Here is a 23,145-nt window from a genome sequence, read left to right on the forward strand (position 1 = left end):
GATGTGATGAAAGTTCCCGCTTCCGTGGGCAGCCGGGCTTTGCTCCGCTTTACGTTCCGCTACGGAGGTGGTTTCCGATGACCACGGAAAACGCGACGGAAGCGACCGGTGCGGCGGGACGGAACCCCATACGGCCGGACGCGATCGACATCAGCGACTTCGTCCACGGGGCGACCGGTGCCCGCATCCGGCGACTGACGATGCCGGACGGGAAGCACTGGTTTCCGGCGGTGGACGTGTGCAAGCACCTGGGGTACACGACGCCTCACAGGGCCCTGCAGGACCACGTCCCCGAGAGAAATCGAGACTTTCTTGAGACAGTGACTGGGGCTCACGGTCTCAGCATTCCCGCAGGCAGGGAGTGGCGTCGAGACATGAATCTCATCGACCTGCGAGGGCTGCTCCACCTCGTCAACGGCTGCACGAAGCCCTCGTGCCGGCCGTTCAAGGAGTGGGTCGTCGATGTCGTCGTTACGGTCCAGCGGGAAGGTTCGTACTCTCTCGCCGGTCCTCGCACGGTCTCACCGGACCGCGAACCAGAACCGGTCCTCCCCACCCCCACTGTCGTCCACGCCCTTCCCGATCGGGTGGCCGAGGCGATCGTCCGGCTCGAAGAGCGGAACATCCGGGTAGACGAGCAGTTCGCAGCCGCACAGCGTGAAACGCTCCGCGCCCAGCAGGCCACTGCACGCGCCCTGGAACGTATCGCCGACCGCCTCGACACCCTGTTCACCACCGACGGCACCCCGGCCCCCACCCCGGCCCCGACCTCTGCCCCAGCCCCGGTATCGGTCCGGCCCGCCGTACCCCGGCAACAACGCCCCCGGCCGGTCCGCCCCACGGCCGAGGCCGTCCTCGACAACTGGCGATCCCGCATGTCGGTCACGGAGGACGTGTGGGCCGTCGCCGTCAGCATCGCGCCCGTACTGGCGGCGGACGGCGAACTGGCGCAGCCGCTCGAATCGATCGCCGACCGCACGGGCCTCACCGTGCATCGCGTCAACGAGTGCCTGCGGTTCATGCGCAAGCACGCCTGCCTGCGCCCCCACGGCGTCACCCCCGACGGCGCGCCCATCTACCTCCTCAATCGCCCTTGACCTTTCCCCGACACTCTCTTGACCCCGAAATTGCCCCAGAAACCCGGGGAATCGGCACATCCTTTCCGGCCTCCCAGGAGTCACATCACCGAGCGGCACCTTCATGTGGCCGCATTTCAGGGGCATTTGGGAGCACTCAAGTTGAAAATCGGCATTAAGGGCATACACCGCGTTTCTGCCACTGCCACCGTGGCCCTCACCGCGGGTGCCGTCATCGCGGGCAGCGTGTTCGCCTCCACCGCACAGGCCGCCACACTGCCCACCCCCTCGATCACCGCCAAGGGCGGGTTCGTGATGAACAACGGGACCGGCAAGGCCCTGTACGGCAAGGCCGCGGACACCCGTCGCTCCACCGGATCCACCACCAAGGTCATGACCGCCAAGGTCGTCCTGGAGCAGAAGAACCTCAACCTGGACTCCAAGGTCACGATCCAGAAGGCGTACAGCGACTACATCGTCTCCAAGGGCGCCTCGTCGGCCCGTCTGATCGTGGGCGACAAGGTCACGGTCCGCCAGCTGCTGTACGGCTTGATGCTGCCGTCCGGCTGCGACGCCGCGTACGCACTGGCCGACAAGTTCGGCTCCGGTTCCACCCGTGCGGCGCGCGTGAAGTCGTTCGTCGGCAAGATGAACTCCTCCGCCAAGGCCCTGGGCCTGAAGAACACGCACTTCGACTCGTTCGACGGCATCGGGAACGGCTCCAACTACTCGACACCGCGCGACCTGACGAAGATCGCCTCCAGCGCGATGAAGAACTCCACGTTCCGCACGATCGTGAAGACCAAGTCGACCAAGCAGAAGGTCACCACGAAGTCCGGTGGCTACCGCTACATGTCGTGGTCAAACACCAACACGATGCTCAGCAGCTACAGCGGCGCGATCGGCGTGAAGACCGGCTCCGGCCCGACGGCCAAGTACTGCCTGGTCTTCGCCGCGACCCGCAACGGCAAGACGATCATCGGCACCGTGCTCTCCTCCACGAGCGCGACCACCCGCTCCGCGGACATGAAGAAGATCATGGACTACGGCTTCAAGAAGTAGCCGTACCGGAAACACGAGGAGGGGTCCCGCGCCGCGCGGGGCCCCTCCCGCCGTACGCGGGTCCGAGCCTCGCAGCTCACCATTCCCGGGGGGCGATCATCTCCTCCACGTCCGCGTCCGTGAACCCGTAGGCCGAAGCGACGATCCAGAAGTCCTCGGCGATCTCCTCGCGGGCGACCGTCTCGATCTCGCTCCCGGCTGCTTCGAACTCCGCCTCCAGAAGGTTGAACTCCTCCGTCGCTGCGTGGCTGAGCACATAGAGGGCCGCCAGATCCGACGGCTGCTCGGCCTCGATCCGCTCGCACAACCGCAGCAGGATCGCCCTGCCCTTGTCGACGACGTGATCGGGGAAGTAGGAGTCCTTGTACAGCAGCTTCAGAAACGCGTGCTCTGCTATCTGCTGGTTCGTGATCGGCATGGCGCCCCGCGGCTTGTAGAAGGGGTGGAAAGACTGACGTGCCGATCATGCACGACACCACTGACAACGACGCGCCGCCGCACGATGGCCCGACATTCCCTTTTTCGCGGTCAGGCCCCGGCAGCGGCGGGCACCTCCGCGTGGTCCGGCGTCCGCAGCGCGGCGCGTACCAGGGCGCGGCCTCTGGCGGCCGTGCGGGTGCGGATGGTGGTGTCGTCGTCGGGTCGGGGGTGGCCGGGTCCGTCGGTCGGGGCCGCGCAGTCGCGGCAGAGGCCCTTGTCCGGGACCGGGCGGCGGCAGTCGTCGCACTCGGCCCAGCGGGGCAGGCCGGATCCGGGCGGTGGCTCGGGCATCGCGTACCCGGGGAACGAGGGCTCGGGCGGCGGGGGCAGTTTCCGGGTCAGACGGTTGCGGAGGAGCGCCGAGGCGGAGTAGACACGAGCGGGCAGCCCCTCCAGAAGGGCCCCGGCCAGATCGCGCTGGTCGTACCCCCGCTCCAGCCACGCGGAAACCAGCGGCGCCAGACCGAGCGCCTCGACCGCGCCGAGCCGCAGACGCGGTTCCGGACGGATCACCCGGAACAGCGTGGCGACGGCCACGCCGTGCGCCTCAGCATCCGACGGAACGACCGGCTCCCCACCAACACCGGGACCGGGCTCGGAACCGGGACCGGCATCGACACCAGGTCCGGGACCGGCGCCGAAGACCTCCCCCGCCGTGAGCACATCCTCTGCCACTGCCTCACCCACGCTCGGTCGCTGTGGCGGTCGCCGACGCCGGCCGGGGAGGGAGGGTTCTTTCCTTCGGTTCTTTACGGGGTTGGCGCCCGCGCCACCGGCGGTCGGCCCACCGGAACCCGGACGGTTGACACCCGGTACGACCTGGCAGGCAAGACCCGAAACCGGCTGCTGCGGGATGTCGTAGACATGGGCCTCGCTGACGAAAGTCCCGTCCTCACGACGGACCTTGTGGACCCGGTAGTACCCGAAGGCCGTCAGCTCCCGCAGCGCCTTCGCCACCGCCAACCGACCCTGCGGACTCGCATCGGCCATCCGCCGACCGTCCTCGGACCAACCGTCCGGACGGGAAAGAAGATCGGCAAGAAGGCCACGAGCGGTGTACGACAACCGCCGGTCCTGCAACAACGCGTTGGGCAGAACAGTGAAACCGCACGTATGACGGCTACGATGAATCTGCATGAGGAGGTCCGCTCCTTGTGCCAGACCCCGGGGCGTTGGTCCGCCGCCGGGGTCACCTTATTGAGGTTCTGTATCACAGAACGTACCACGCTCGCCACGCTGAGTATCCAGCCTTCAACTACCGCCGCCCGCAGCACAGATGGAAGCGCGGCGCGCCCACCCGCGGCACGAAGTGATACGGAGCGGATTAAGCCCAGGTGAGGCGCTGCCCGTCGGGGCCGACGTGCAGCCGCATACGGTCGGCGGACGGGCATCCGTCCGCCTGCCACTGTGCAAGGCGTTCGGTGATCTCGTCCCACAGGCGCGCCTTGCCGCCCTGCCGGACCATCCACCGCGCGCCGTCCTGGAAGACGACCGCCCACGTCTCGGCGTCCACGTCGATCACGACGTGTTCCGTCCGCCCGTCGCGCTCCACTGTGAGGCGCTGTGCGCGCGGTGCGGCGAACTGCGCGACGAACCGGGCGGTCCAGACGTCGAGCACATCCGCGCCCAGTTCTGTAGGCACCGCGTCGCCCTCGCAGAGGTTCGGCAAGATGCCCAGCGGGGGCGGAAGGTGGGGGCGGGCCAGCATAAACGCGACCTGTCCGCCGAGAACCGGGCCGCTTGCCGTTCCGTCGTCGGCGACCGTGAGCCGTACGAGTTCGGATGCGTGCATCCATCCGCCAACCGTGACCAGAACCTCACCGCCCGGCCGGATCTGCGCGAGCCAGTCGGCCGGCACGGTGTGCACGCCGCACGTGGCGATCACGCGGTCATACGGGCCGCCCTCCTTACAGCCCGCCAGGCCGTCACCGACCACGCGGACAGGCCAGTACCCGGCGCCCGCGAGCGCAATCCCGGCACGGGCGGACACCTCCGCGTCGACCTCGACCGTGGTCACGTTGTCCTCGCCGACGACATGGCACAGCAGCGCGGTCGAGTAGCCCGTGCCCGTGCCGATCTCCAGAACCCGCGTCCCCTCGGTCGCCCGCAGGTCTTCGAGCATCCGCACGACCAAACTCGGCAGCGTGGACGACGACGTGGGGGCGGCGGCGATGCGCCCCTCGACCTGGTCGGGGAAGACGCCTCTGGCCACCTGTGTCACGAGGGTGTCGTCTTCGTAGATCCGCGCCAGTCCTTCCGCGGAATCTCCGGCCGCGGGCCGGTACCAGCCGCCTTCTTCGTACTCGAACCAGCCACGCGAGAGGAACGCCTCGCGGGGTACGGACAACACGGCCGCTTCCCAATCCGGGCCGCGCAGAGCACCGGCCTTGGACAGGCGCCGTGCGAGGTCGGCCCGTAGGTGTTCCGACGGCAGGGGGTCACTCATGCTGACTCGCTCCGTTCTCCAGCAGGTCTGCGATTGCGGTGGTGATCGGCAGCCCGGCCGCGTCTTCGAGCCACGCCCATTGGCCGTTGGGGTTGCACTCCAGAAACCACCATCCGCCGTCCGCGGTCACGGCGAAGTCGAAGGCGCCGAAGTTCAGCCCGAAGGCGGCGAGGTACCGCACCAGCGCCCCGCGTATCTCCTCGGGGCAGACGACCGGCTCATAGGTGAGGCTCCGGTACTCGGCTCTCCAGTCCACGACTCCGGGCGGCGCGGTGATCCGGGCGCTGAACACCTGCTCACCAACGACGACCGCGCGCACGTCCGCCGCCTTGGGCACTTGCGCTTGGAACAGGTGCGCACTGTGGCTCACCGCCCCGTCGACCTCGCCCGCCTCGACCGGGGCGGCCCAGATTCCGGCGGGTTCGCCGTCGACCTCGTACGCCCCCGCGTGCAACGGCTTGTAGATGGTCGGCTGTGCGGCGCAGAACGCCTTGGCCTCCATCGGATCGTTCGTGATCAGGGTGGCCGGGATCGTGAGCCCGGCCCGGAGCGCCGCAGACAACTGCGCGGGCTTGTACTCCCCCCGCGCGATGGCCTGCGGGTGGCTCAGGTACAGGCGCCCCGGCAGCGCGCCCAGCACACCGCCCAGGCCGCGCCGGTTCTCCTGCGCGGCGAACCGGGCCGCCTGCTCGCTGCTACGCATCGGGTAGGGACTCGGCCGACGGTGGTACAGGGCGCGTACGGCGGACAGGTCGGCCCTACGTTCCCCCACCGTCAGCCGTCCACCCCATCCGCCTGCCTCGACGCGTGCGGCGAGCACCGCGGGCGCCGGGAAGTCGCGCGCAGGGTCGAACCGTAGGACGGGCACCCGGCGCCGGTTCAGTTCCGCGATGACCAGATCAGCGGTTGCGTCCTCGTACTCCGTGCACACCAGCACCGGGCGTCCGTCCATAGCGCTCTCTAGTCCTGTGTCGCGTCGTGGCCGGAGTCGCTGTCCATCTTGCCGTCCTTGCCGACCTGTGTGGGCGGGTAAGTGTTCACGCTCGTACCGTGCTTGCCGAGTTCGGCCGGCGTCAGCACTCCGTCCTCCCCGACCCATCGGCCGGTCTGCGTGGCCGGGTCGATGCCCGCATACCGCCAGGGCGAGGGGGAACCGTTACGCAGCGGAGCCATACGGTGCAGCCCCCACGGGGCCGGTGTGGTGGTCTCCGTGCCTGCCAGGCTCGTTTGCAAGTCTCCTCCTTGATCGCTTCGTACGGTGGTGTCGTGCGGGGCCGCCCCGATCGACACTCGACCTGTCCCCGCACACGACGGCGGCGGACCGACTCGCCGCGGAATGCCCCACAAACACGTTAGGAACGGCGGAACCCCGGCTCACAGCGGATTGCATGAGATTGCATGGCAATCACCCGAGGGCGACCATGGCCGCTGTGATCAGCGCACGGGCGTTCGCCCCGTAGACGGCAAGTTCGGCCAGCTCCGCGAAGGTGTCGGCGTATGCCCCGACGTCACTTGGCTGAGTGAGTGTGAGGTAGCCGGAGACCAACTCGACGTTGACCTGCTCCGCGTCGAAGATCCAAAAACCCTCTACCGGCATCCGTGAGCGGTCCGCCCGGTTAGGTACAACTCCCAGACTGACATTCGGAAGCGAGCCGACCGTGAGCAGGTGGGCAAGCTGCCCGATCTGTACGTCGGCGCCACCCAGGCCGTTCCGCAAGACCGATTCCTCGACGAGGAACGCGAACCGTCGACCGCCCTCGTACAGCACACGTTGACGCTCCATGCGCACGGTCACCGCTTCGGCCACGTCGTCCACCTCGACGCGGCGGCGCTGAACAGCGCGCAGGACGGCTTCGGTGTACCCGTACGTCTGGATCAGGCCCGGTACGAGCCACGACGAGTAGGAGCGGAATCGATGTGTGCGCTCGAACAGTGGCAATCGTACTTCTTGCGCCTGCCTGAGTCCCGTGCGCTCCATGCGTCGCCAACTCACCCACATGCCCTCGGCGGACCGCAGAGAGGCCAACAGGTCGTCGGTCTGGTCCTCCGCTCCGCAGGCCGCGCACCACACCCGAATGTCGTCGGCGGACGGGGGCGTCTTGGCGTTCATGATCCGAGAGGACTTGGACGGGTGCCAGCCGCAGTGTTTGGCCAGATCACGCCCGTTCAACCCGGCAGCCCGGCACAGCTCCGCGAGGCGAGCCGCGAGCGCCTGCCGGGCCTGCTGAGCACTTGAGGACGGAGAGACAGCCATGGTTCCGGCAAATCAGCGGGGTCGGTACTCCTCGTGCGGAATCGCGCGTCGCCACACAGCCTCGAAGGCATCTGTGCAGAGCTTCACCAACGCGGGATCATCCGTGTACTCCCGGCCGTCCTGGTCCAACTGACCATCTCCAGCAAAGTGGTGGAACAGCGTTTGCGCGCCGTCAAACACCCAGAAGTCCGTACCGGGCAACGCGAGATCGGTCGCCTGTCTCCTGGGCAGCCAGCGGACAAGCTCACCCGCTGCGACATTGGTGAAAGCGCCGTCGTACTCGTACCGCACGTAGTCACTGATCGGCTCGGAGACGATCCGCGCACGCCGGATCACGACCCCGCGTGCAACGGCGTCGCGCACGGCATCGTGCCAGCCGCCCCACCACGACGACCGATCGGCAGGGTCGAGCCGCTTGCCGTCCTGCCATGCGATGAACTCGGGGTCATCGAGCATGTACGAATCTCGCAGCTCAAGGTGAATCGCTGAGCGCTTGGCCTGCGCCAGGGCGTTATGTGCCGGGGGTTGCACTTGCCGTCTCTCCGTTGCTGCCAGCCGGGCGGGGGATGTACTTCAACATCACTGCCGGAAGCCTGATGATCGTCTCGTGCTCCGGCACGTCCGTGGAATGGCCGGGGATCGATCCGACTTCCTGGCAGGCCCTCACTTCCTCCTCGGTCGCCTTGTACGACTGGATCAGGAGGTCCCCGGTTTCCTCGTGAAGCCACATCGTCGGAGATTCGTCGGTCGGCGTGTTCGGGATGATGCCGAGGAACTCCAGAGTCACGCGATCACTTCCATTGTCGAATGGGTTCCTCCGATGTGGACGAGCCTCACTTCACGCGTGGTCGGCGTCAAGGGCGCGTTGTCAGGAGCACGGTCTCCTCGTCAACAACGCCGGAACGTCGGCCTGGGCGACCAGGCGCACCCGGCGCACGCCTGGCGACGTCTCTCCAAGCCCGACCAGGGCCAATACCGCGGGGTGTCGGCCGTTTCGGGTCAATGCGACCGAACCAGGTCGGCCCGGAAGGCGTCCCACGCGGCGGGCGCCACGACCAGGACCGGGCCGGCGGCGTCCTTGGAGTCGCGGACGGCGACCACGCCGGGAACGTTGCGAGCGACCTCGACGCACTCTTGTCCGGCATTGCCGCCGCTATAAGTGGACCTGACGAACTCGAATGCGGGCACCCGGACTACAGCTCCTTGAGGATTCCTTCGATCAGCCCGACCGTGTTGCGCTGCGCAAGCGCCAACCGCGAGACGCGGTCGAACAAAATGCCGTGACGGTCGGCATCAGTATCGCTCTCCAGCCAGAGCGTCGTCGAGGTGGTGTCCATGTGCACGACGTCGAGAGCGCCGGGCTCGGCAAACGAGACGATGGTGAAGGCACTGGTCATACCCGGGTGGGCGCCTGCGAGGCTGGGCACCACCTGAAGCTTCACATTCGGCAGCCGGGAGACGTCCAGCAGGCGTCCGAGCTGCTCCCGCATGACGTCTCTGCCACCCACGAGTTGGCGCAACGCGCCTTCGCCCATCACCGCCCACAGTTCCAGCGGCCGTTCCCCGGTCAAGCGTGCCTGCCGGGCCATCCTGGACTCCACGAAAGGCTCGATCTCATCGGGATCGTCCCAGGAGCCGTTGCCCACGGCGAGCGCACGGGCATAGTCGGCGGTCTGGAGCAGACCGGGCACGATGGAGAGTTGCCAGGTGCGCAGACCGGTGGCGATGTCCTCAAGCGCCACGTACTCCACCATCGACTGAAGCTGCGGGTACTGGTTCCACCATCCACTGGCCTTGCGCCGCTCGCGGTCCGCGGCCGCGAGCGCCAGCAACCGGTCGAGCTTCACAGAGTCGTCTGCCTCGTACAACTGGCACAGCGCCCGGATGTCCGGGTCTCTGATCGGAACCCAGCCGCTCTCCATCTTGACGACCTTGGTCGCAGTCGCACTCAGATACTGGGCAGCCTCTTGCTGCGTCATTCCCGCCGCCAGGCGCATCCGTTGCAGCTCGCCGCCCAGGCGTCGCCCGAGCACGGTCGAAGCTCGATTGCCGCGCGCACCACTACCGGACTTCTGCATGTCGGCCCTCCCTCGATCACGCTCAGTGTGCCAGCAGCGACTGCGCGAACATCCACGTTCGCTCATTCGGGGAAGATATTCCCCGAACATCTTGAGCATGGGACACATGGATGACTACCGTCAGCGTCCAGCCGCTCACCCAGCGGCGTACCCATCGGCGGAAGCGCACCGCCCTGCCCGTTTCGCGCAGGCGCGGCATGCCACCGCCCGCACCCGAGGAGCTCGCGCCCATGACCGCAGCCCAAGAGGTTCCGACGCCCGGACCCGGCCGGACCGGCCCCCGTGCCGTTCTGTCCCGGGCCCGACGGGCCCACCCCGACCGGGCCCGGCCCCGTACTCCGTGAGGACCGGCTCGGCTACGCCCCGCACCCCCACAACGTCGCCTTCAGTCGCCGACGCGCGGCCCGGCTCATCGCGGAGTGGGGGCATCCGGAGCTGTCCAGCGACGCGGCGTTGCTGGTCAGCGAGTTGGCGACCAACGCACTGCTGCACGGCACCGTGCCCGACCGGCTGTTCCGGGTCCGGATCGCCCTCCTGCCCGGCGTCCTGCGGATCGAGGTGAGTGACGCGTGCGGTGAGCGGCCGGTCGGGCCGGGGGCGCGTACGGGGGCCGGGGACGAAGGCGGGCGCGGGCTGCTGATCGTCGACCGGCTGGCCGACCGGTGGGGCGCCGAGTCCCGTACCGTCGGCAAGACCGTCTTCGCCGAACTCAACCTCGCGGCCAGGGACATGAAGACGCCGGTGGGCCCGCGCGTCGGAATGCGCGGGCCCACCGGCGGTGAGTGAGCCGTACGGCCTCGGGCCCAGGTGATCAGGCGCTCGATTCACGTGGCCGCCGAAACGCCTCGATCCCGAGGGACACGACGAACACGTCGTCCGAGGACGGCCTTCGGCCTCGCCGTCCGCGAAGAACGCTCAGTCGAGACAGAACTCGTTGCCTTCGACGTCCTGCATCACGATGCACGACTCGTTTTCTTCATCCGCATACAGGACCTCCACGCACACCGCGCCGAGCGCGATCAGCCGATCGCGTTCGGCCTCAAGGGTGGCCAGGCGCTCCGCGCCCACGAGCCCGGTGCCGGCCCGCACATCGAGATGCACCCGGTTCTTGGCGACCTTCCCCTCGGGAACGCGCTGGAAGTACATGCGCGGGCCCTCGCCCGTGGGATCGGAGCACGCGGCCCATGAACCCTCCCCCTCGGAAGGCAGCGTCACGGTGTACCCCAACACCTCGCACCAAAAACGAGCCACACGCTCGGGTTCCGCACAGTCGAAAGTGACCTGGAACTTCTTGACCGATGCCATCGGACCACCTTAACAACCTGCCGCCGAGGCCCATTTTCCGGGGAGGATCGGCATGTTGACCAGCGCATGAACGGCAATCGGCCCCGCTGCTCGCCCCACGCCGTGCCCGCACGGGTTGTCGCCTCGCGCGGCGATGAAATCGTCAGCTCTCCCGATCGACGGAAACCTCAGCTCTCCCAGTCGACGGAAACCACCGTCCCGTCCAGGGTCGACTTGACGGCGAGTATTTGATCACTGAGATCGGGATCGAACGTGTAGTCCAAGATGACAGGGGACCCGCCGGACAGGTCGCTCAGCCACAGGCCGACGCCACTCAGGCGCATGGCGGCGACGAAGGAATCGGCTCCGACCGCGTCGCCGGCCGCGTCCCGTACGAGACGAACAACCGTCTCGCTGTCTTCAAGCGCCTCGACATGGAAGTCGATGAAGTAGCGGTCCTCGCGCAGGTACGTACGCAGCGCCGCGCGAGCCGCTGTGTCGAGAGCAGAGAGGCCGGTGATGCATGCCGCGCATCCGTCCAGTTCTTCGGCGTCCGGCTCGCTGGACGGCCCGGCCCACAGCCGGACCTCCACCTCACCGTCCCCAAGTCGTGAGGTGCTTTCCCAGACGACATCCACGCCATCCAGCGCACCTGTTTCCACGCGCCCGAAGTAGGCGTGCTCCATGGCTTTCACGAGGGACCACCGGCCTCTTTCCGCGCCGAATGCGAGCGATTCTCTGGATCGGTCCACCGTAGCGGGGGCCTCTGACACCGGCAGCCGACGCCCGGGGTCTCCGACGGAGTTCCGCCCGTGACAGGGCCCGAACGGAAGGTGGGTCCGCGCGAACTCCGCGCGGACCCACCTCGTACCGCTGAAGGCACCCGTGCTGCCGAAGGCACGCGTACCGCCGAGACCCCTACGCCCAGGTGATCAGGCGCTTCGGCTGCTCCAGGATCGCGGCGACGTCCGCCAGGACCTTGGAACCGAGCTCGCCGTCGACCAGGCGGTGGTCGAACGACAGCGCCAGCGTGGTGACCTGACGCGGCTTCACCTTACCCTTGTGGACCCACGGTTGGAGCTTGATCGCACCGACCGCGAGAATCGCGGACTCGCCGGGGTTGAGGATCGGCGTGCCCGTGTCGACGCCGAAGACGCCGACGTTGGTGATCGTGACCGTGCCACCCGCCATGGCGGCGGGGGACGTCTTGCCCTCGCGCGCCGTGGACACCAACTCGCTCAGCGCCCCGGCGAGTTCGGGCAGGGTCTTGTCGTGCGCGTCCTTGATGTTCGGCACGATCAGACCGCGCGGGGTGGCGGCGGCGATGCCCAGGTTGACGTAGTGCTTGCGCACGATCTCCTGGTTCGCCTCGTCCCAGGCGGCGTTGATGTCCGGGTTGCGGCGGATCGCGACCAGGAACGCCTTGGCGATGATCAGGAGCGGGTTGACCCGGACCCCGGCGAGGTCCTTGTCCTCCTTGAGCTCCGCGACGAGCTTCATCGTCCGCGTCACGTCGACGGTCACGAACTCCGTGACGTGCGGCGCGGTGAAGGCGCTGCCGACCATCGCCTGCGCGATGGCCTTCCGTACGCCCTTGACCGGGATCCGGGTCTCCCGGGCACCCGCGACGACGGTGATGGCCGTCTCCTCGTCGGGTACGGAAGCCGGGGCCGGGGCGGACACGGGCGCGGACGGCGCCGCCGCGGCGACCGGCGGCTGTGCAGGCGCCTGGGCCGGTGCGGGCGCCGCTGCGGCGTGCACATCCTCGCGGGTGATGATTCCGCCCGCGCCGGTCGGCACGACCGTCGCCAGGTCGATGCCCAGGTCCTTCGCCAGCTTGCGCACCGGCGGTTTGGCCAGCGGCCGGTTCTCCCGGACCGCCGTGGCCACGGAGCCGGGCCCGTGGCCGTTCAGCTCGCCCTGCACCGCGGCCGCCACGGTCGCGGCAGCCGTACGGGCCGCCGCCGCGTCGCCCTTGCGGGCGCGCCGCTTGGTGGACGTCTCGGCGACGCCGTACCCCACCAGGACCGGCTTACGGCCCGAGCCGGACGCGGGGGCCGGTGCCGTCGGGGCCGCCGCGGGCTCCTGAGCCGCAGCGGGCTCCGGGACGGGGGCGGCGGCCGGCGCCTCACCGCCCGGCGCCACGTCCACCGCGATGATCACCTCGCCGACATCGACGGTCGTGCCCTCGGGGAAGCGCAGCTCGTGCACCACCCCGTCGAACGGGATCGGCAGCTCCACGGCCGCCTTCGCCGTCTCGACCTCGCACACGACCTGGCCGTCGGTGACGGTGTCACCGGGCTGGACGTACCACTTGAGGATCTCGGCCTCGGTCAGGCCCTCGCCCACGTCGGGCATCTTGAACTCGCGGACGCGAGCGGCATTGGAAGTGTCGGTCGTCATCGTTGTCACGCCCCAGTTCTCAGTACGCCAGCGAGCGGTCGACGGCGTCGAGCACACGGTCGAGACCCGGCAGGTATTCGTCCTCCAGCCGCGCCGGCGGGTACGGGGCGTGGTAGCCGCCGACCCTCAGCACCGGTGCCTCCAGGTGGTAGAAGCAGCGCTCCGTGATGCGGGCGGCGATCTCGGCCCCGGAGCCGTAGAACACCGGCGCCTCGTGGACGACCACGAGCCGGCCGGTCTTCTCGACCGACGTCTGGATGGCGTCGAAGTCGATCGGGGACATCGAGCGCAGGTCCAGGACCTCGATCGACCGGCCCTCCTCCTGCGCCGCCTCGGCCGCCGCCAGGCAGACCTTCACCATCGGCCCGTACGCGACGAGCGTGAGGTCGGAGCCGGTGCGTGCCACGGCGGCGCTGTGCAGCGGGCCGGGAATGGCGTCGGTGGCAACCTCGCCCTTGTCCCAGTAGCGGCGCTTCGGCTCGAAGAAGATGACCGGGTCGTCGCTCTGGACCGCCTGCTGCATCATCCAGTACGCGTCGCTCGCGTTCGACGGCGAGACCACCTTCAGGCCCGCCACGTGCGCGAACAGCGCCTCGGGGGACTCGCTGTGGTGCTCGACCGCGCCGATGCCGCCGCCGTACGGGATCCGCACGACGACCGGCATCTTGACCTTGCCGAGCGCGCGGGCGTGCATCTTGGCGAGCTGCGTGACGATCTGGTCGTACGCGGGGAAGACGAAGCCGTCGAACTGGATCTCGACGATCGGCCGGTAGCCGCGCAGGGCCAGACCGATCGCGGTACCGACGATGCCGGACTCGGCGAGCGGGGTGTCGATCACCCGGTCCTCGCCGAAGTCCTTCTGGAGCCCGTCGGTGATCCGGAAGACGCCGCCCAGCTTGCCGACGTCCTCGCCCATGATGAGGACCTTGGGGTCGGTTTCGAGGGCCTTGCGCAGCGACTCGTTGAGCGCCTTCGCGATCGACATCTTTTCCACGGCCATGGCTACTTGCCCTCCTCGGCGTCCGCGAACGATGCCTGGTACGCGGCGAACTGTGCGCGCTCCTCGTCGACGAGGGGATTCCCGTCGGCGTAGACGTGGTCGAACATGGCCATCGGGTCCGGATCGGGCATCGCCCGCACCGCCTCGCGCACGCGCTTGCCGAGGGCCTCGCTCTCGGCCTCCAGCTCGGTGAAGAACGCCTCGTCGGCGGCGCCCTCCGCCTCCAGGTACCTGCGCAGCCGCAGGATCGGGTCCTTGGCCTCCCACGCGGCACGCTCCTCGTCCGCCCGGTACTTCGTCGGGTCGTCGGAGGTGGTGTGCGCGCCCATGCGGTAGGTGAACGCCTCGATGAGCATGGGGCCCTCGCCCCGGCGGGCCCGCTCCAGCGCCGCCCTGGTGACGGCCAGACAGGCGAGCACGTCGTTGCCGTCGACCCGGACCCCGGGGAAGCCGAAGCCCTGCGCGCGCTGGTAGAGCGGGACGCGGGTCTGCTTCTCGGTCGGCTCGGAGATCGCCCACTGGTTGTTCTGGCAGAAGAAGACGACCGGGGCGTTGTAGACCGCGGAGAACGTGAAGGACTCGGCGACGTCCCCCTGGCTGGAGGCGCCGTCGCCGAAGTACGCGATCACGGCCGAGTCCGCGCCGTCCTTGGCCACGCCCATGGCGTAGCCGGTGGCGTGCAGGGTCTGCGAGCCGATGACGATCGTGTACAGGTGGAAGTTGTTGCTGTTGGGGTCCCAGCCGCCGTGGTTCACGCCGCGGAACATGCCGAGGAGGTTGGTCGGGTCCACGCCCCGGCACCAGGCGACGCCGTGCTCGCGGTAGGTCGGGAAGACGTAGTCGTCGTCGTTCAGGGCCCGTCCGGAGCCGATCTGGGCGGCCTCCTGGCCGAGCAGCGAGGCCCACAGGCCCAGTTCGCCCTGGCGCTGGAGGGCGGTGGCCTCGGCGTCGAAGCGGCGGGTGAGGACCATGTCGCGGTACAGGCCGCGCAGTTCCTCGGCGGTCAGGTCCACCTGGTAGTCCGGGTGCTCCACACGCTCGCCCTCGGGCGTCAGCAGTTGTACGAGCTCGGCCTCGGAATTCCGCGGGGTCCTGGCGGTCGCCTTGACCGGCTTCTTCGCGGTCGCCTTGGCGGTCGCTTTGGCGGGCGCCTTGGTGGGCTTGTTCGCGGTCGTCTTCACGGCGCTGGTCCGCTTGCTGCTGCGTCGCGGTGTGCGCGCGGCAGTGCTCTCCACGGTCACGTGCGTGCTCCTCCGTCGGTCCGGCCCCCGGGGTCTGCCGGGAAGCCAGTGCGGCTCGCCTGCGCCCGTACCCGTGCACGGGGTGGGTGCCGCTCGGTTCGGGAGACAGGCGTGACAGGTGCCCCGGCGAGCGCCCTGTCAAAAGCACGTTACCCAGTACGCCGCATAACTGCGAAACCCTTCCTGACCTGCGATTTTGCTTGGATTTCCAAGTAAATCGAAAAAGTCGGGAACTCTCGCTGGTCACAGCACTGGTAACAGCCTTGTGGGCTGCCGGAACACCGGCACGTTATCCCGCCGTTCGGCGGCAGGGAAGAGGCGAGTATGTGAGACTTCGTTTTGTGCGCGAACAAGGAAAAATCACTGTTTTTCTGCTGGACGACCACGAAGTGGTCCGGCGCGGGGTCCACGAATTGCTGTCGGTCGAGGACGACATCGAGGTGGTCGGCGAGGCCGGCACGGCGGCGGACGCGCTCGTCCGCATCCCGGCGACCCGGCCCGACGTGGCCGTGCTCGATGTCCGGCTGCCGGACGGGAGCGGGGTGGAGGTCTGCCGGGAGATCCGCTCCCAGGACGACGGCATCAAGTGCCTGATGCTGACCTCGTACGCCGACGACGAGGCGCTCTTCGACGCGATCATGGCGGGTGCGTCCGGGTACGTGCTGAAGGCGATCCGCGGCACCGAACTGCTGAACGCGGTCCGGGACGTGGCGGCCGGCAAGTCGCTGCTGGACCCGGTCGCGACCGCCCAGGTGCTGGAGCGGCTGCGCGAGGGGAAGAAGGGCGGGGGTGACGAGCGGCTGGCCTCGCTCACCGAGCAGGAGCGCAAGATCCTCGACCTGATCGGGGAGGGAATGACGAACCGCGCGATCGGCGAGCGGCTGCACCTTGCGGAGAAGACCATCAAGAACTACGTCTCCAGCCTGCTCTCCAAGCTGGGCATGGAACGGCGCTCGCAGGCCGCCGCGTACGTGGCCAGGCTCCAGGCGGAGAAGCGCTAGCGGCCCGGCCTCCGCCCGCTCCTCGCGCCGCGCCTACCGGGCGCCGGTGATCCCCCAGTGGCGTATCGGTGACCTCTCGTTGAACTCTTGATGATCCCGGGCGATCCCCGGTGATCCATCGATGCCCTCTTGGTGATCTTCGGGACTTTGGTCCCGGGGCAACCGGGGCAGGGGCCTCTTCCCGCCGCCGCGGGGTGCCGGGAGAGTGGAGGACATGCCCTCTGAGGATCTCCACGCGCTCGAACTGCTCGGCCGCGTCGCGTACGGCCGACTGGCGACGAGCATGCGGGCCCTTCCGATACTGGCCGTGGCCCGTCACATCGTGGCCGACGGCCGGGTCGTCCTGCGGATGCACGAGGGCCTCGGCTATCACGACGCGTGCGACGGCACGGTGGTGGCGTACGGGGCGGACAACTACAACACCGCGCCCTCGGGGAACGACGGCGAGCTGTGGTCCGTGCAGTTCACCGGCCCCGCGCAGATCGTGCACCCGACCCCCGGGCAGCGGGAACGCTTCGGTGACACACCCTCCGTGGTCAACGGGGAGCCCTTCGCCCCGGCCTACCTCGCGGTCGCCCCGCACTTCGTCACCGTACACACGCTCGGCTTCCACGCACACTCCGGACTTTCACGCAAGTCATCCGATCCGCAACACAGCGTGATCTAACATCTGGCGGGTGCTGCGCTCATCTGTACCCCTTTCACCCCTTTCTCCGGGTCCGTCGGTCCTTACCGCCGCCCCGTCGGTCCTCCCTTCCGCACCGCCGGTTCTTCCCGCCGCTCCGTCGGCCGTTTCCCGGGCGGTCGTGCCCCGTCCGGCCGTCCCCCGTCCGGCCGTACCTCGCCCGACGGCGAACCGCCCGAGCGCATCGAGCCGCCCGAACGGAACGGACCATCCGAACGGAACGGACCGCCGGGACGGGACGGATCACCGGGACGGGACGGGCCGCTGGGACGGGACGGGCCGCTGGGACGGGACGGGCCGCTGGGACGGGACGGGACGCCGGGACGCGAGCCGCCCCACCGGGCCGCGCCCGCCCGTGCCGCCGGTCGAAGAGGTGCTGCGCCGCTACCCGGACGTCGGTGCGCCGCTCACCTGCAAGCCCGTCACACAGGGCCTGCTCAACCACGGCTACCGCGTCTCCACCACGCGCGGCTCCTACTTCCTCAAGCACCACCTCGACGCCTCCACCGGCGACCGCGCCACGATCGTGCGCCAGCACCGCGCCACCCAGCGCCTCCAGTCGCTCGGGCTGCCGGTCGCCCCGCCCGTCGAGGACGTCGAGGGGGACACGGTCACGGAGATCGGCGGCCGGTGCTACGCCCTGCACCCCTGGATCGACGGACTGCACCGGACCGGCGACCAGCTGACCCGCGCCGAGTCACGGCGACTCGGCGCCCTGCTCGGGGCCGTACACATCGGACTGGAACGGGTCATGGGCACGCTCCCTGAGCCGGCCGGGCGGTCCGGCGGGCACCCGAGCCCGGACCCCGTCGACACCTTCACGCTGATCGACGAGCTGCTGGCCGCGGCGCGCGGTCGGCGGCACCGCGACTGCTTCGACGAACTGGCCGAACACCGCCTGCTGGAACGGCGCGCCCTGCTGGAACGGCACGCCGACCGACGGCCTCCCGCCCCCGACGTCCCGGCCACCGGCTGGGTGCACGGCGACTTCCACCCGCTGAACGTCCTCTACCGGGGCACGGACCCGGTCGCGATCCTCGACTGGGACCGGCTGGGGATCCAGCCGCGCGCGGAGGAGGCGGTGCGGGCGGCGGCGATCTTCTTCGTGCGGCCCGGCGGGGAACTGGAGTTGACGAAGGTACGGGCGTACGCGGGGGCCTACCGGCGGGCGGCCGGGGCGGGGACGGCCGAGCTGGCCGCGGCGGTGCACCGGGTGTGGTGGGAGCGGCTCAACGACTTCTGGATGCTGCGCTGGCGGTATTGCCTGCACGACCGGAGGGCCGACCCGCAGTTCCCGGCGGTGTCGGCCCTGGTGGTCTGGTGGACGCGCGAGTACGAGGCGGTGTGCGAGGCGTTCATGGGCTGACGTTCGCGGGGTGGGGCCCGGCGTCCACTCGGGGGCGGCGACTTCGGAGCGGGGTGGTGGTTCCGGAGCCACCGCCGACCGCCTCAAGCGGGGCCGATCCCGGAAACCTCATCACGCAGGACCGCCCCGGGCCGGAAAACCATCGGCCCGGGGCGGTCCTTTTCGGCAGTCACGCGTCCACGACGATCACGCGGCGCCGTCGGTCACTGACCGGTGCCCGTCGAGGTCCCCAGGGGACCGGAGGCGGTTCCGGTCGTCCCGTTGCCAGTGCTGCTGCCGTCGGTCGTGCCGGTGCTTCCGTCCGTCGTACCGGTACTGCCATCGGTGGTACCGGTACTGCCGTCGGTCGTGCCGGTGCTTCCCTCCGTCGTACCGGTAGTGCCCTCCGTCGTACCGGTGTTGCCCTCGGACGTCCCCGTGCCGCCGTCCCCCGTACCGCCCGTGGCCGGGGTCGTCGACTGGCCGGAGGACGGCTCGTCCGGCTTGTCCTGCCGGGTCGGCGGGGTGTAGGTGTGACGGGGCCACGTTCCCTGCTGGTCGCCGCTGGAGTTCTCCGGCTGCTGGTTCTGCTCGGTCTCCTCGTCCTTCGGCGTCGGCGAACTCTCCGGCGAGGACGTCGAGCTGGAGGTCGGAGCCGGCGGCTTCTCGCGCTGGTCGGCGTTGTCGTTCGCGGCCTTGACCGCGAGGGCGACGCCGGCGCCGATGGCGATCAGTGCGAACACGACGAACAGCCACATCTTGCCGCGCCCGCCGGTGCCCTGGTGCCCACCCTCGTAGCCGCCGTCGTCCGGGTTCATCGGCGGCAGGATCGGCCCCTGCGAGGTGTCGCCGTGGCGAGGGTGGTTCATCGCCATCGTGCCGCCGGTGACGCCCATGGGCGGGGTGTGCCCGCCTTCGAACATCGTGGCCTGGCCGGTGTTCCAGGTACCCGTGTGCCCGCCCTGCGACTGGAGCATCTGCAGGCTGTACTGGATGAGTCCGCGCATCTCCTCGGCGCTCTGGAACCGGTCGTCCGGGTCCTTCGCCAGCGAGCGCATGACCAGCCCGTCCAGCTCCGGCGGGACCGATTCCAGCACCTGCGACGGCGCGACCGGCATGTCCTGCACGTGCTGGTACACGACGGACAGCGGGGTCTCGCCCGTGAACGGGGGCCGCAGCGCGAGGAGTTCGTACAGCAGGCAGCCGGTCGCGTAGAGGTCGGAGCGGTGGTCGACGGCCTTGCCCAGTGCCTGCTCCGGAGAGAGGTACTGGGGCGTGCCCATGACCATGCCGGTCTGCGTCATCGTCGACTGCGCGCCGTGCAGCGCACGGGCGATGCCGAAGTCCATCACCTTGACCGCGCCCGAGTTCGTGATGATCACGTTGGCGGGCTTGATGTCACGGTGCACGATGCCGTGCTGGTGCGAGTAGGCGAGCGCCTCCAGCACGCCCGAGACGATGATCAGCGCCTGCTCGGGCGGCGGGGCCTCGGCGTTGAGCAGCAGATCACGGATGGTGCGGCCCTCGACGAGCTCCATCACGATGTAGGGGACGGTCTGGCCGCCCACGACGTCCTCGCCGGAGTCGTACACGGCGACGATCGCGTGGTGGTTGAGACCTGCCACCGACTGCGCCTCGCGCGTGAACCGGGCCTTGGAGACCGGGTCCTCGGCCAGATCGGAACGCAGGAGCTTCACCGCGACCGTACGTCCCAGCCTGACGTCCTCGGCCGCGAAGACCTCCGCCATGCCGCCGCGGCCGAGGCGGTGGGTCATCCGGTAGCGCCCGTCACCGACGACGCCGCCGATGCCCCAGGAGTCGGTGCCATCCGAGACTCCGCCGCCGTTTGCTTCGGAATCGGGTGCCATCAGTCCTCGCCGTCGTATCTGTCCGCGCGTCCGCGGGTTCTCACGGTGTCTAGCTGCATTGCCACGTCACGCTACAGCCTCTGGCGGACACACCGTTCCCGCGAGGCACAGCCCGGCGAACCGCCCCTCGGGGACCTATGGGGAGCCCGCGCGGATTCCATGCGGTTCCTGTAACACTTCCGGGACGCTTCTTGTGCGGAGGGTCACGGAACGGGCACCCGGCTTGACGTGTCGGACCCCTGGGGCAGACTTGGCGCGTAATAGGGATCACCGCGTGAGTCGCGCGCCGAGGGGGAAGCAAGTCATGAGCCAGGACGGCGCACACGGCGCGCAGAGCGCGCAGGGCCGCTATGCGGGCGGCTCGGTCGCCGGTGGCCGGTACCAGCTTCGCGACCTGCTCGGCGAGGGCGGCATGGCCTCCGTGTACCTGGCGTACGACACCGCGCTGGACCGCCAGGTCGCGATCAAGACGCTCCACACGGAGCTGGGCCGCGAGCAGTCCTTCCGCGAGCGGTTCCGCCGCGAGGCGCAGGCCGTTGCCAAACTGCAGCACACCAACATCGTCTCGGTCTTCGACACCGGCGAGGACGAGCTCGGCGGCGCGCTGATGCCGTACATCGTCATGGAGTACGTGGAGGGGCAGCCGCTCGGCTCCGTGCTCCAGTCGGACATCCAGAAGTACGGGGCGATGCCCGCCGACAAGGCGCTCAAGGTGACGTCCGACGTGCTGGCCGCGCTGGACACCAGCCACGAGATGGGGCTGGTCCACCGCGACATCAAGCCGGGCAACGTGATGATGACCAAGCGCGGCGTCGTGAAGGTCATGGACTTCGGCATCGCCCGCGCCATGCAGTCGGGCGTCACGTCGATGACCCAGACCGGCATGGTCGTCGGCACCCCTCAGTACCTCTCCCCCGAACAGGCCCTGGGCCGCGGGGTCGACGCGCGCTCCGACCTGTACTCGGTCGGCATCATGCTGTTCCAGCTGCTGACCGGCCGTCTCCCGTTCGACGCGGACTCGCCGCTCGCCATCGCGTACGCACACGTCCAGGAGGAGCCGGTCGCGCCCTCCACCGTCAACCGCGCGGTCACCCCGGCGATGGACGCGCTCGTCGCCCGCGCGCTGAAGAAGAACCCCAACGAGCGCTTCCCGAGCGCCGCGGCGATGCAGGACGAGATCGCGCGCGTGCTGAGCGCGGGCGGTCAGACGGGCGCCCCGGTGATCGTCGCGGGCGGCCCGGTGAACAGCGGCTCGGGCGTCGGCTCGACGGTCTTCCCGCCGGTCGACCAGGCCACCCCGGCGCCGCAGAACGTCCAGACGCCCTACCAGCCGGGCCCGTACCAGCAGGGCACCCAGCCGGGTCCGTACGGTCCGGCGACCCCGGCCCCCGCGACCGGCCCCTCGTACGGCTATCCGCAGTCGGCTCCGGCCTACCAGAACCAGGCGGCGATGTCATCGGCGCCGACGGCGCCGTCGATGCAGCAGAGCCCGCCGCCGTACACGGTCGGACCGCAGACCACCCCGGGCGGCGGCGGTGGCGGTGCAAAGCGGAGCATGCCGATGGTCGTCGGCGCGATCGTGGTCGCGCTGGTCGCGATAGGCGGGCTGATCACGTACCTCTCGCTGCAGGGCTCGGACACGGGCCGGGATACCAAGGCCGACGAGACCCCGGCCGCGACGGGCGAGCACAAGCCGCCGGAGCGGAACCGGACGATGAAGACCGAGAAGTGCACGGACGCCCTGGAGAGCACCGACGACCCGGCGAAGGTCGACGCGCCGAACTTCCTCTACAAGGACTTCCTGTCCGCCAAGGCGTGCGCGGACGCGGCCGGCTGGGTCGTCAAGAAGGTCGAGGTGCCGGGGAACACGTACGCCGAGGACCAGATCATCGACCAGTTCCCCTCGGCCGGCACCGCCGTGGACAAGGTGGGCGCCAAGTTCGAGCTGCGCGTCGCGACGGGCGACCCGGCCTGAGCGGATCCGGCCCCCGGTGGCGGTCCGGCTGTCCCGGTGGAGGGTTCGGCTGTCCCCGTGGCGGGTCCGGCTGTCCCGGTTGCGGACGCACGCCGGTACGGCTGCCGGACGACGGGCGGGTGCGGGCCGGTGGTGGTGCGGGCCGGGTCGGGCTTGCCTCCGCGTGACCGCGCGTGGAGCTTGTGTGACGGCATAACCTGATGCGGCCCTCGCGGGGAGAGGCCTCACTCCACACACCCAAGGCACCCAATACGTCCGAGATGCCGGACATATTGCGGCATGTGACTCTGACCTCATGGCTCAAGGACTTCTGCCTTCGCGATCCACGAGGTGCGTGGCCTGCCTCATACTCTCGGCGGGCGCGGCACTGGGGGCCGCGGCCGGTGAGGCGCACGTCGGCCGACGCCCGAGCGGCGACATGTCGAGTACGGCCGACGCCCCGGTGACGACTGCGGCGGTCACGATGGCCATGCCCCTCGCCCGCCCCTCACCCGCCCCCGGCGCCGAACCGTCGACCAGAGGCCTCACCGCTTCGGCCGAACCGTTCGCCCTCCCCGCGGACACACCCCCTGGCCACAGCCCGTTCGCCCCCACACCTCCGGCGCCCGGACCGTCCCTGTCGCACCCGGCCCCGCCCATATCCCTCTCCTCCTTCCCCGCCGCGCCCATCCCGTCCGGGTCCGCGCACGCCGCCGCTTCCGCGCACGCCCCCGCGGCCCGCACGACACCCCCGGACCCCGCCGCGCCCCCGGCCTCTCCGGCTTCCCCGTCTTCCCCGGACGCTTCGGGCTCCCCCACACCCGCCTCCATCTCCAGCCCCTCCACCGACGGAGAGTCGACGCCTCCGGAAACACAGCCCCCGCTCGCCGGACACGAGGCCGGAGAAGGGCGACCCCGGCCCGGCCGATCACTCTCGCCACAGGGGCTCTCGAAGGAACTCGCACCGG

The 23,145-nt window shown here is 69.5% G+C and carries 23 protein-coding genes; 7 read left to right on the forward strand and 16 right to left on the reverse strand.

Going from position 1 to position 23,145, the window contains the following annotated elements; all coding sequences use genetic code 11:
- Positions 1–77 precede the first annotated feature (77 nt).
- Together AB0E67_RS23720 and AB0E67_RS23725 are read left to right on the forward strand one after the other, a co-directional pair.
- Positions 78–1,097 (forward strand): BRO family protein, encoded by a 1,020-nt coding sequence (locus tag AB0E67_RS23720; RefSeq protein WP_362030193.1) that lies wholly within the window; start codon positions 78–80, stop codon positions 1,095–1,097.
- Between the two features lie 141 nt (positions 1,098–1,238).
- Positions 1,239–2,138 carry a serine hydrolase gene (locus AB0E67_RS23725; RefSeq protein WP_362030196.1) on the forward strand — a complete coding sequence of 300 codons (900 nt, stop codon included), beginning with the start codon at positions 1,239–1,241 and terminating at the stop codon, positions 2,136–2,138.
- Positions 2,139–2,214: 76 nt separating this feature from the next.
- Here AB0E67_RS23725 and AB0E67_RS23730 read toward each other — a convergent pair whose 3' ends face one another.
- From AB0E67_RS23730 to AB0E67_RS23775, 10 genes are all read right to left on the reverse strand, one after another.
- Positions 2,215–2,556: a DUF5713 family protein gene (locus AB0E67_RS23730; protein ID WP_362030199.1), complete on the reverse strand. Its 342-nt coding sequence runs from the start codon at positions 2,554–2,556 to the stop codon at positions 2,215–2,217.
- Positions 2,557–2,666: 110 nt separating this feature from the next.
- A complete protein-coding gene (locus tag AB0E67_RS23735; RefSeq protein ID WP_362030202.1) occupies positions 2,667–3,155 on the reverse strand; it encodes a hypothetical protein in 489 nt (162 codons plus the stop codon).
- A 787-nt stretch (positions 3,156–3,942) separates the two neighbouring features.
- A complete protein-coding gene (tgmC, locus tag AB0E67_RS23740; protein ID WP_362030204.1) occupies positions 3,943–5,064 on the reverse strand; it encodes an ATP-grasp peptide maturase system methyltransferase in 1,122 nt (373 codons plus the stop codon).
- Positions 5,057–6,016 carry an ATP-grasp ribosomal peptide maturase gene (gene tgmB / locus AB0E67_RS23745; protein ID WP_362030207.1) on the reverse strand — a complete coding sequence of 320 codons (960 nt, stop codon included), beginning with the start codon at positions 6,014–6,016 and terminating at the stop codon, positions 5,057–5,059. The genes tgmC and tgmB overlap by 8 nt, the downstream gene beginning before the upstream one ends.
- An 8-nt stretch (positions 6,017–6,024) precedes the next feature.
- Positions 6,025–6,297, reverse strand: coding sequence for a putative ATP-grasp-modified RiPP (gene tgmA, locus AB0E67_RS23750; RefSeq protein ID WP_362030210.1), 273 nt, complete (start codon positions 6,295–6,297; stop codon positions 6,025–6,027).
- A 172-nt stretch (positions 6,298–6,469) separates the two neighbouring features.
- On the reverse strand, positions 6,470–7,318 hold the full coding sequence (locus AB0E67_RS23755; RefSeq protein WP_362030213.1) for a helix-turn-helix transcriptional regulator: 849 nt from the start codon (positions 7,316–7,318) through the stop codon (positions 6,470–6,472).
- A 12-nt stretch (positions 7,319–7,330) separates the two neighbouring features.
- Positions 7,331–7,849 (reverse strand): DUF6879 family protein, encoded by a 519-nt coding sequence (locus tag AB0E67_RS23760; protein WP_362030216.1) that lies wholly within the window; start codon positions 7,847–7,849, stop codon positions 7,331–7,333.
- Positions 7,830–8,105, reverse strand: coding sequence for a hypothetical protein (locus AB0E67_RS23765; protein ID WP_362030219.1), 276 nt, complete (start codon positions 8,103–8,105; stop codon positions 7,830–7,832). Before AB0E67_RS23765 ends, AB0E67_RS23760 begins: the two co-directional genes overlap by 20 nt.
- 212 nt (positions 8,106–8,317) lie before the next feature.
- The gene (locus AB0E67_RS23770; RefSeq protein WP_362030221.1) at positions 8,318–8,506 is read right to left on the reverse strand and encodes a DUF397 domain-containing protein; all 189 of its coding nucleotides are present in this window, start codon (positions 8,504–8,506) and stop codon (positions 8,318–8,320) included.
- A 5-nt stretch (positions 8,507–8,511) separates the two neighbouring features.
- Positions 8,512–9,396 (reverse strand): helix-turn-helix transcriptional regulator, encoded by an 885-nt coding sequence (locus AB0E67_RS23775; protein WP_362030224.1) that lies wholly within the window; start codon positions 9,394–9,396, stop codon positions 8,512–8,514.
- 282 nt (positions 9,397–9,678) lie between these two features.
- Here AB0E67_RS23775 and AB0E67_RS23780 point away from each other — a divergent pair, with 282 nt between their 5' ends.
- On the forward strand, positions 9,679–10,182 hold the full coding sequence (locus tag AB0E67_RS23780) for an ATP-binding protein (RefSeq protein WP_362030227.1): 504 nt from the start codon (positions 9,679–9,681) through the stop codon (positions 10,180–10,182).
- A 129-nt stretch (positions 10,183–10,311) separates the two neighbouring features.
- On the opposite strand, the gene AB0E67_RS23785 is transcribed toward AB0E67_RS23780, so the two are convergent.
- From AB0E67_RS23785 to pdhA, 5 genes are all read right to left on the reverse strand, one after another.
- On the reverse strand, positions 10,312–10,701 hold the full coding sequence (locus AB0E67_RS23785) for a VOC family protein (protein ID WP_360105640.1): 390 nt from the start codon (positions 10,699–10,701) through the stop codon (positions 10,312–10,314).
- Positions 10,702–10,868: 167 nt separating this feature from the next.
- Positions 10,869–11,366, reverse strand: coding sequence for a DUF2004 domain-containing protein (locus AB0E67_RS23790; protein WP_362030229.1), 498 nt, complete (start codon positions 11,364–11,366; stop codon positions 10,869–10,871).
- A 232-nt stretch (positions 11,367–11,598) separates the two neighbouring features.
- Complete coding sequence (locus AB0E67_RS23795; protein WP_362030231.1) at positions 11,599–13,083, reverse strand: dihydrolipoamide acetyltransferase family protein; 1,485 nt, start codon at positions 13,081–13,083, stop codon at positions 11,599–11,601.
- 19 nt (positions 13,084–13,102) lie between these two features.
- The gene (locus AB0E67_RS23800; protein ID WP_362030234.1) at positions 13,103–14,083 is read right to left on the reverse strand and encodes an alpha-ketoacid dehydrogenase subunit beta; all 981 of its coding nucleotides are present in this window, start codon (positions 14,081–14,083) and stop codon (positions 13,103–13,105) included.
- 2 nt (positions 14,084–14,085) lie between these two features.
- A complete protein-coding gene (pdhA, locus tag AB0E67_RS23805; RefSeq protein ID WP_362030237.1) occupies positions 14,086–15,324 on the reverse strand; it encodes a pyruvate dehydrogenase (acetyl-transferring) E1 component subunit alpha in 1,239 nt (412 codons plus the stop codon).
- A 341-nt stretch (positions 15,325–15,665) separates the two neighbouring features.
- Here pdhA and AB0E67_RS23810 point away from each other — a divergent pair, with 341 nt between their 5' ends.
- The 3 genes from AB0E67_RS23810 (at position 15,666) to AB0E67_RS23820 (ending at position 18,376) form a co-directional block, all read left to right on the forward strand.
- A complete protein-coding gene (locus AB0E67_RS23810; protein WP_073790663.1) occupies positions 15,666–16,325 on the forward strand; it encodes a response regulator transcription factor in 660 nt (219 codons plus the stop codon).
- Positions 16,326–16,539: 214 nt separating this feature from the next.
- Positions 16,540–16,992 (forward strand): pyridoxamine 5'-phosphate oxidase family protein, encoded by a 453-nt coding sequence (locus AB0E67_RS23815; RefSeq protein WP_362030240.1) that lies wholly within the window; start codon positions 16,540–16,542, stop codon positions 16,990–16,992.
- Between the two features lie 391 nt (positions 16,993–17,383).
- Positions 17,384–18,376 (forward strand): phosphotransferase, encoded by a 993-nt coding sequence (locus tag AB0E67_RS23820; protein WP_362030269.1) that lies wholly within the window; start codon positions 17,384–17,386, stop codon positions 18,374–18,376.
- A 203-nt stretch (positions 18,377–18,579) separates the two neighbouring features.
- Here AB0E67_RS23820 and AB0E67_RS23825 read toward each other — a convergent pair whose 3' ends face one another.
- Positions 18,580–20,223: a protein kinase gene (locus AB0E67_RS23825; protein ID WP_362030243.1), complete on the reverse strand. Its 1,644-nt coding sequence runs from the start codon at positions 20,221–20,223 to the stop codon at positions 18,580–18,582.
- A 304-nt stretch (positions 20,224–20,527) separates the two neighbouring features.
- Between AB0E67_RS23825 and AB0E67_RS23830 the strand changes: the two genes are divergently transcribed.
- On the forward strand, positions 20,528–22,198 hold the full coding sequence (locus AB0E67_RS23830; RefSeq protein WP_362030244.1) for a protein kinase: 1,671 nt from the start codon (positions 20,528–20,530) through the stop codon (positions 22,196–22,198).
- The last annotated feature ends 947 nt before the right edge of the window (positions 22,199–23,145 follow it).

The organism is Streptomyces sp. NPDC032161, from assembly GCF_040636995.1.
GTDB lineage: Bacteria > Actinomycetota > Actinomycetes > Streptomycetales > Streptomycetaceae > Streptomyces.

Excerpts from the sequence above, each read along its gene's own strand:
- tgmC (WP_362030204.1), bottom strand. The coding sequence starts at position 5,064 with ATGAGTGACCCCCTGCCGTCGGAACACCTACGGGCCGACCTCGCACGG.
- AB0E67_RS23795 (WP_362030231.1), bottom strand. The coding sequence starts at position 13,083 with ATGACGACCGACACTTCCAATGCCGCTCGCGTCCGCGAGTTCAAGATG.
- AB0E67_RS23730 (WP_362030199.1), bottom strand. The coding sequence starts at position 2,556 with ATGCCGATCACGAACCAGCAGATAGCAGAGCACGCGTTTCTGAAGCTG.
- AB0E67_RS23785 (WP_360105640.1), bottom strand. The coding sequence starts at position 10,701 with ATGGCATCGGTCAAGAAGTTCCAGGTCACTTTCGACTGTGCGGAACCC.
- AB0E67_RS23800 (WP_362030234.1), bottom strand. The coding sequence starts at position 14,083 with ATGGCCGTGGAAAAGATGTCGATCGCGAAGGCGCTCAACGAGTCGCTG.
- AB0E67_RS23755 (WP_362030213.1), bottom strand. The coding sequence starts at position 7,318 with ATGGCTGTCTCTCCGTCCTCAAGTGCTCAGCAGGCCCGGCAGGCGCTC.
- AB0E67_RS23790 (WP_362030229.1), bottom strand. The coding sequence starts at position 11,366 with ATGGAGCACGCCTACTTCGGGCGCGTGGAAACAGGTGCGCTGGATGGC.
- AB0E67_RS23825 (WP_362030243.1), bottom strand. The coding sequence starts at position 20,223 with ATGGCACCCGATTCCGAAGCAAACGGCGGCGGAGTCTCGGATGGCACC.
- AB0E67_RS23830 (WP_362030244.1), top strand. The coding sequence starts at position 20,528 with ATGAGCCAGGACGGCGCACACGGCGCGCAGAGCGCGCAGGGCCGCTAT.
- AB0E67_RS23775 (WP_362030224.1), bottom strand. The coding sequence starts at position 9,396 with ATGCAGAAGTCCGGTAGTGGTGCGCGCGGCAATCGAGCTTCGACCGTG.
- tgmB (WP_362030207.1), bottom strand. The coding sequence starts at position 6,016 with ATGGACGGACGCCCGGTGCTGGTGTGCACGGAGTACGAGGACGCAACC.
- AB0E67_RS23815 (WP_362030240.1), top strand. The coding sequence starts at position 16,540 with ATGCCCTCTGAGGATCTCCACGCGCTCGAACTGCTCGGCCGCGTCGCG.
- AB0E67_RS23720 (WP_362030193.1), top strand. The coding sequence starts at position 78 with ATGACCACGGAAAACGCGACGGAAGCGACCGGTGCGGCGGGACGGAAC.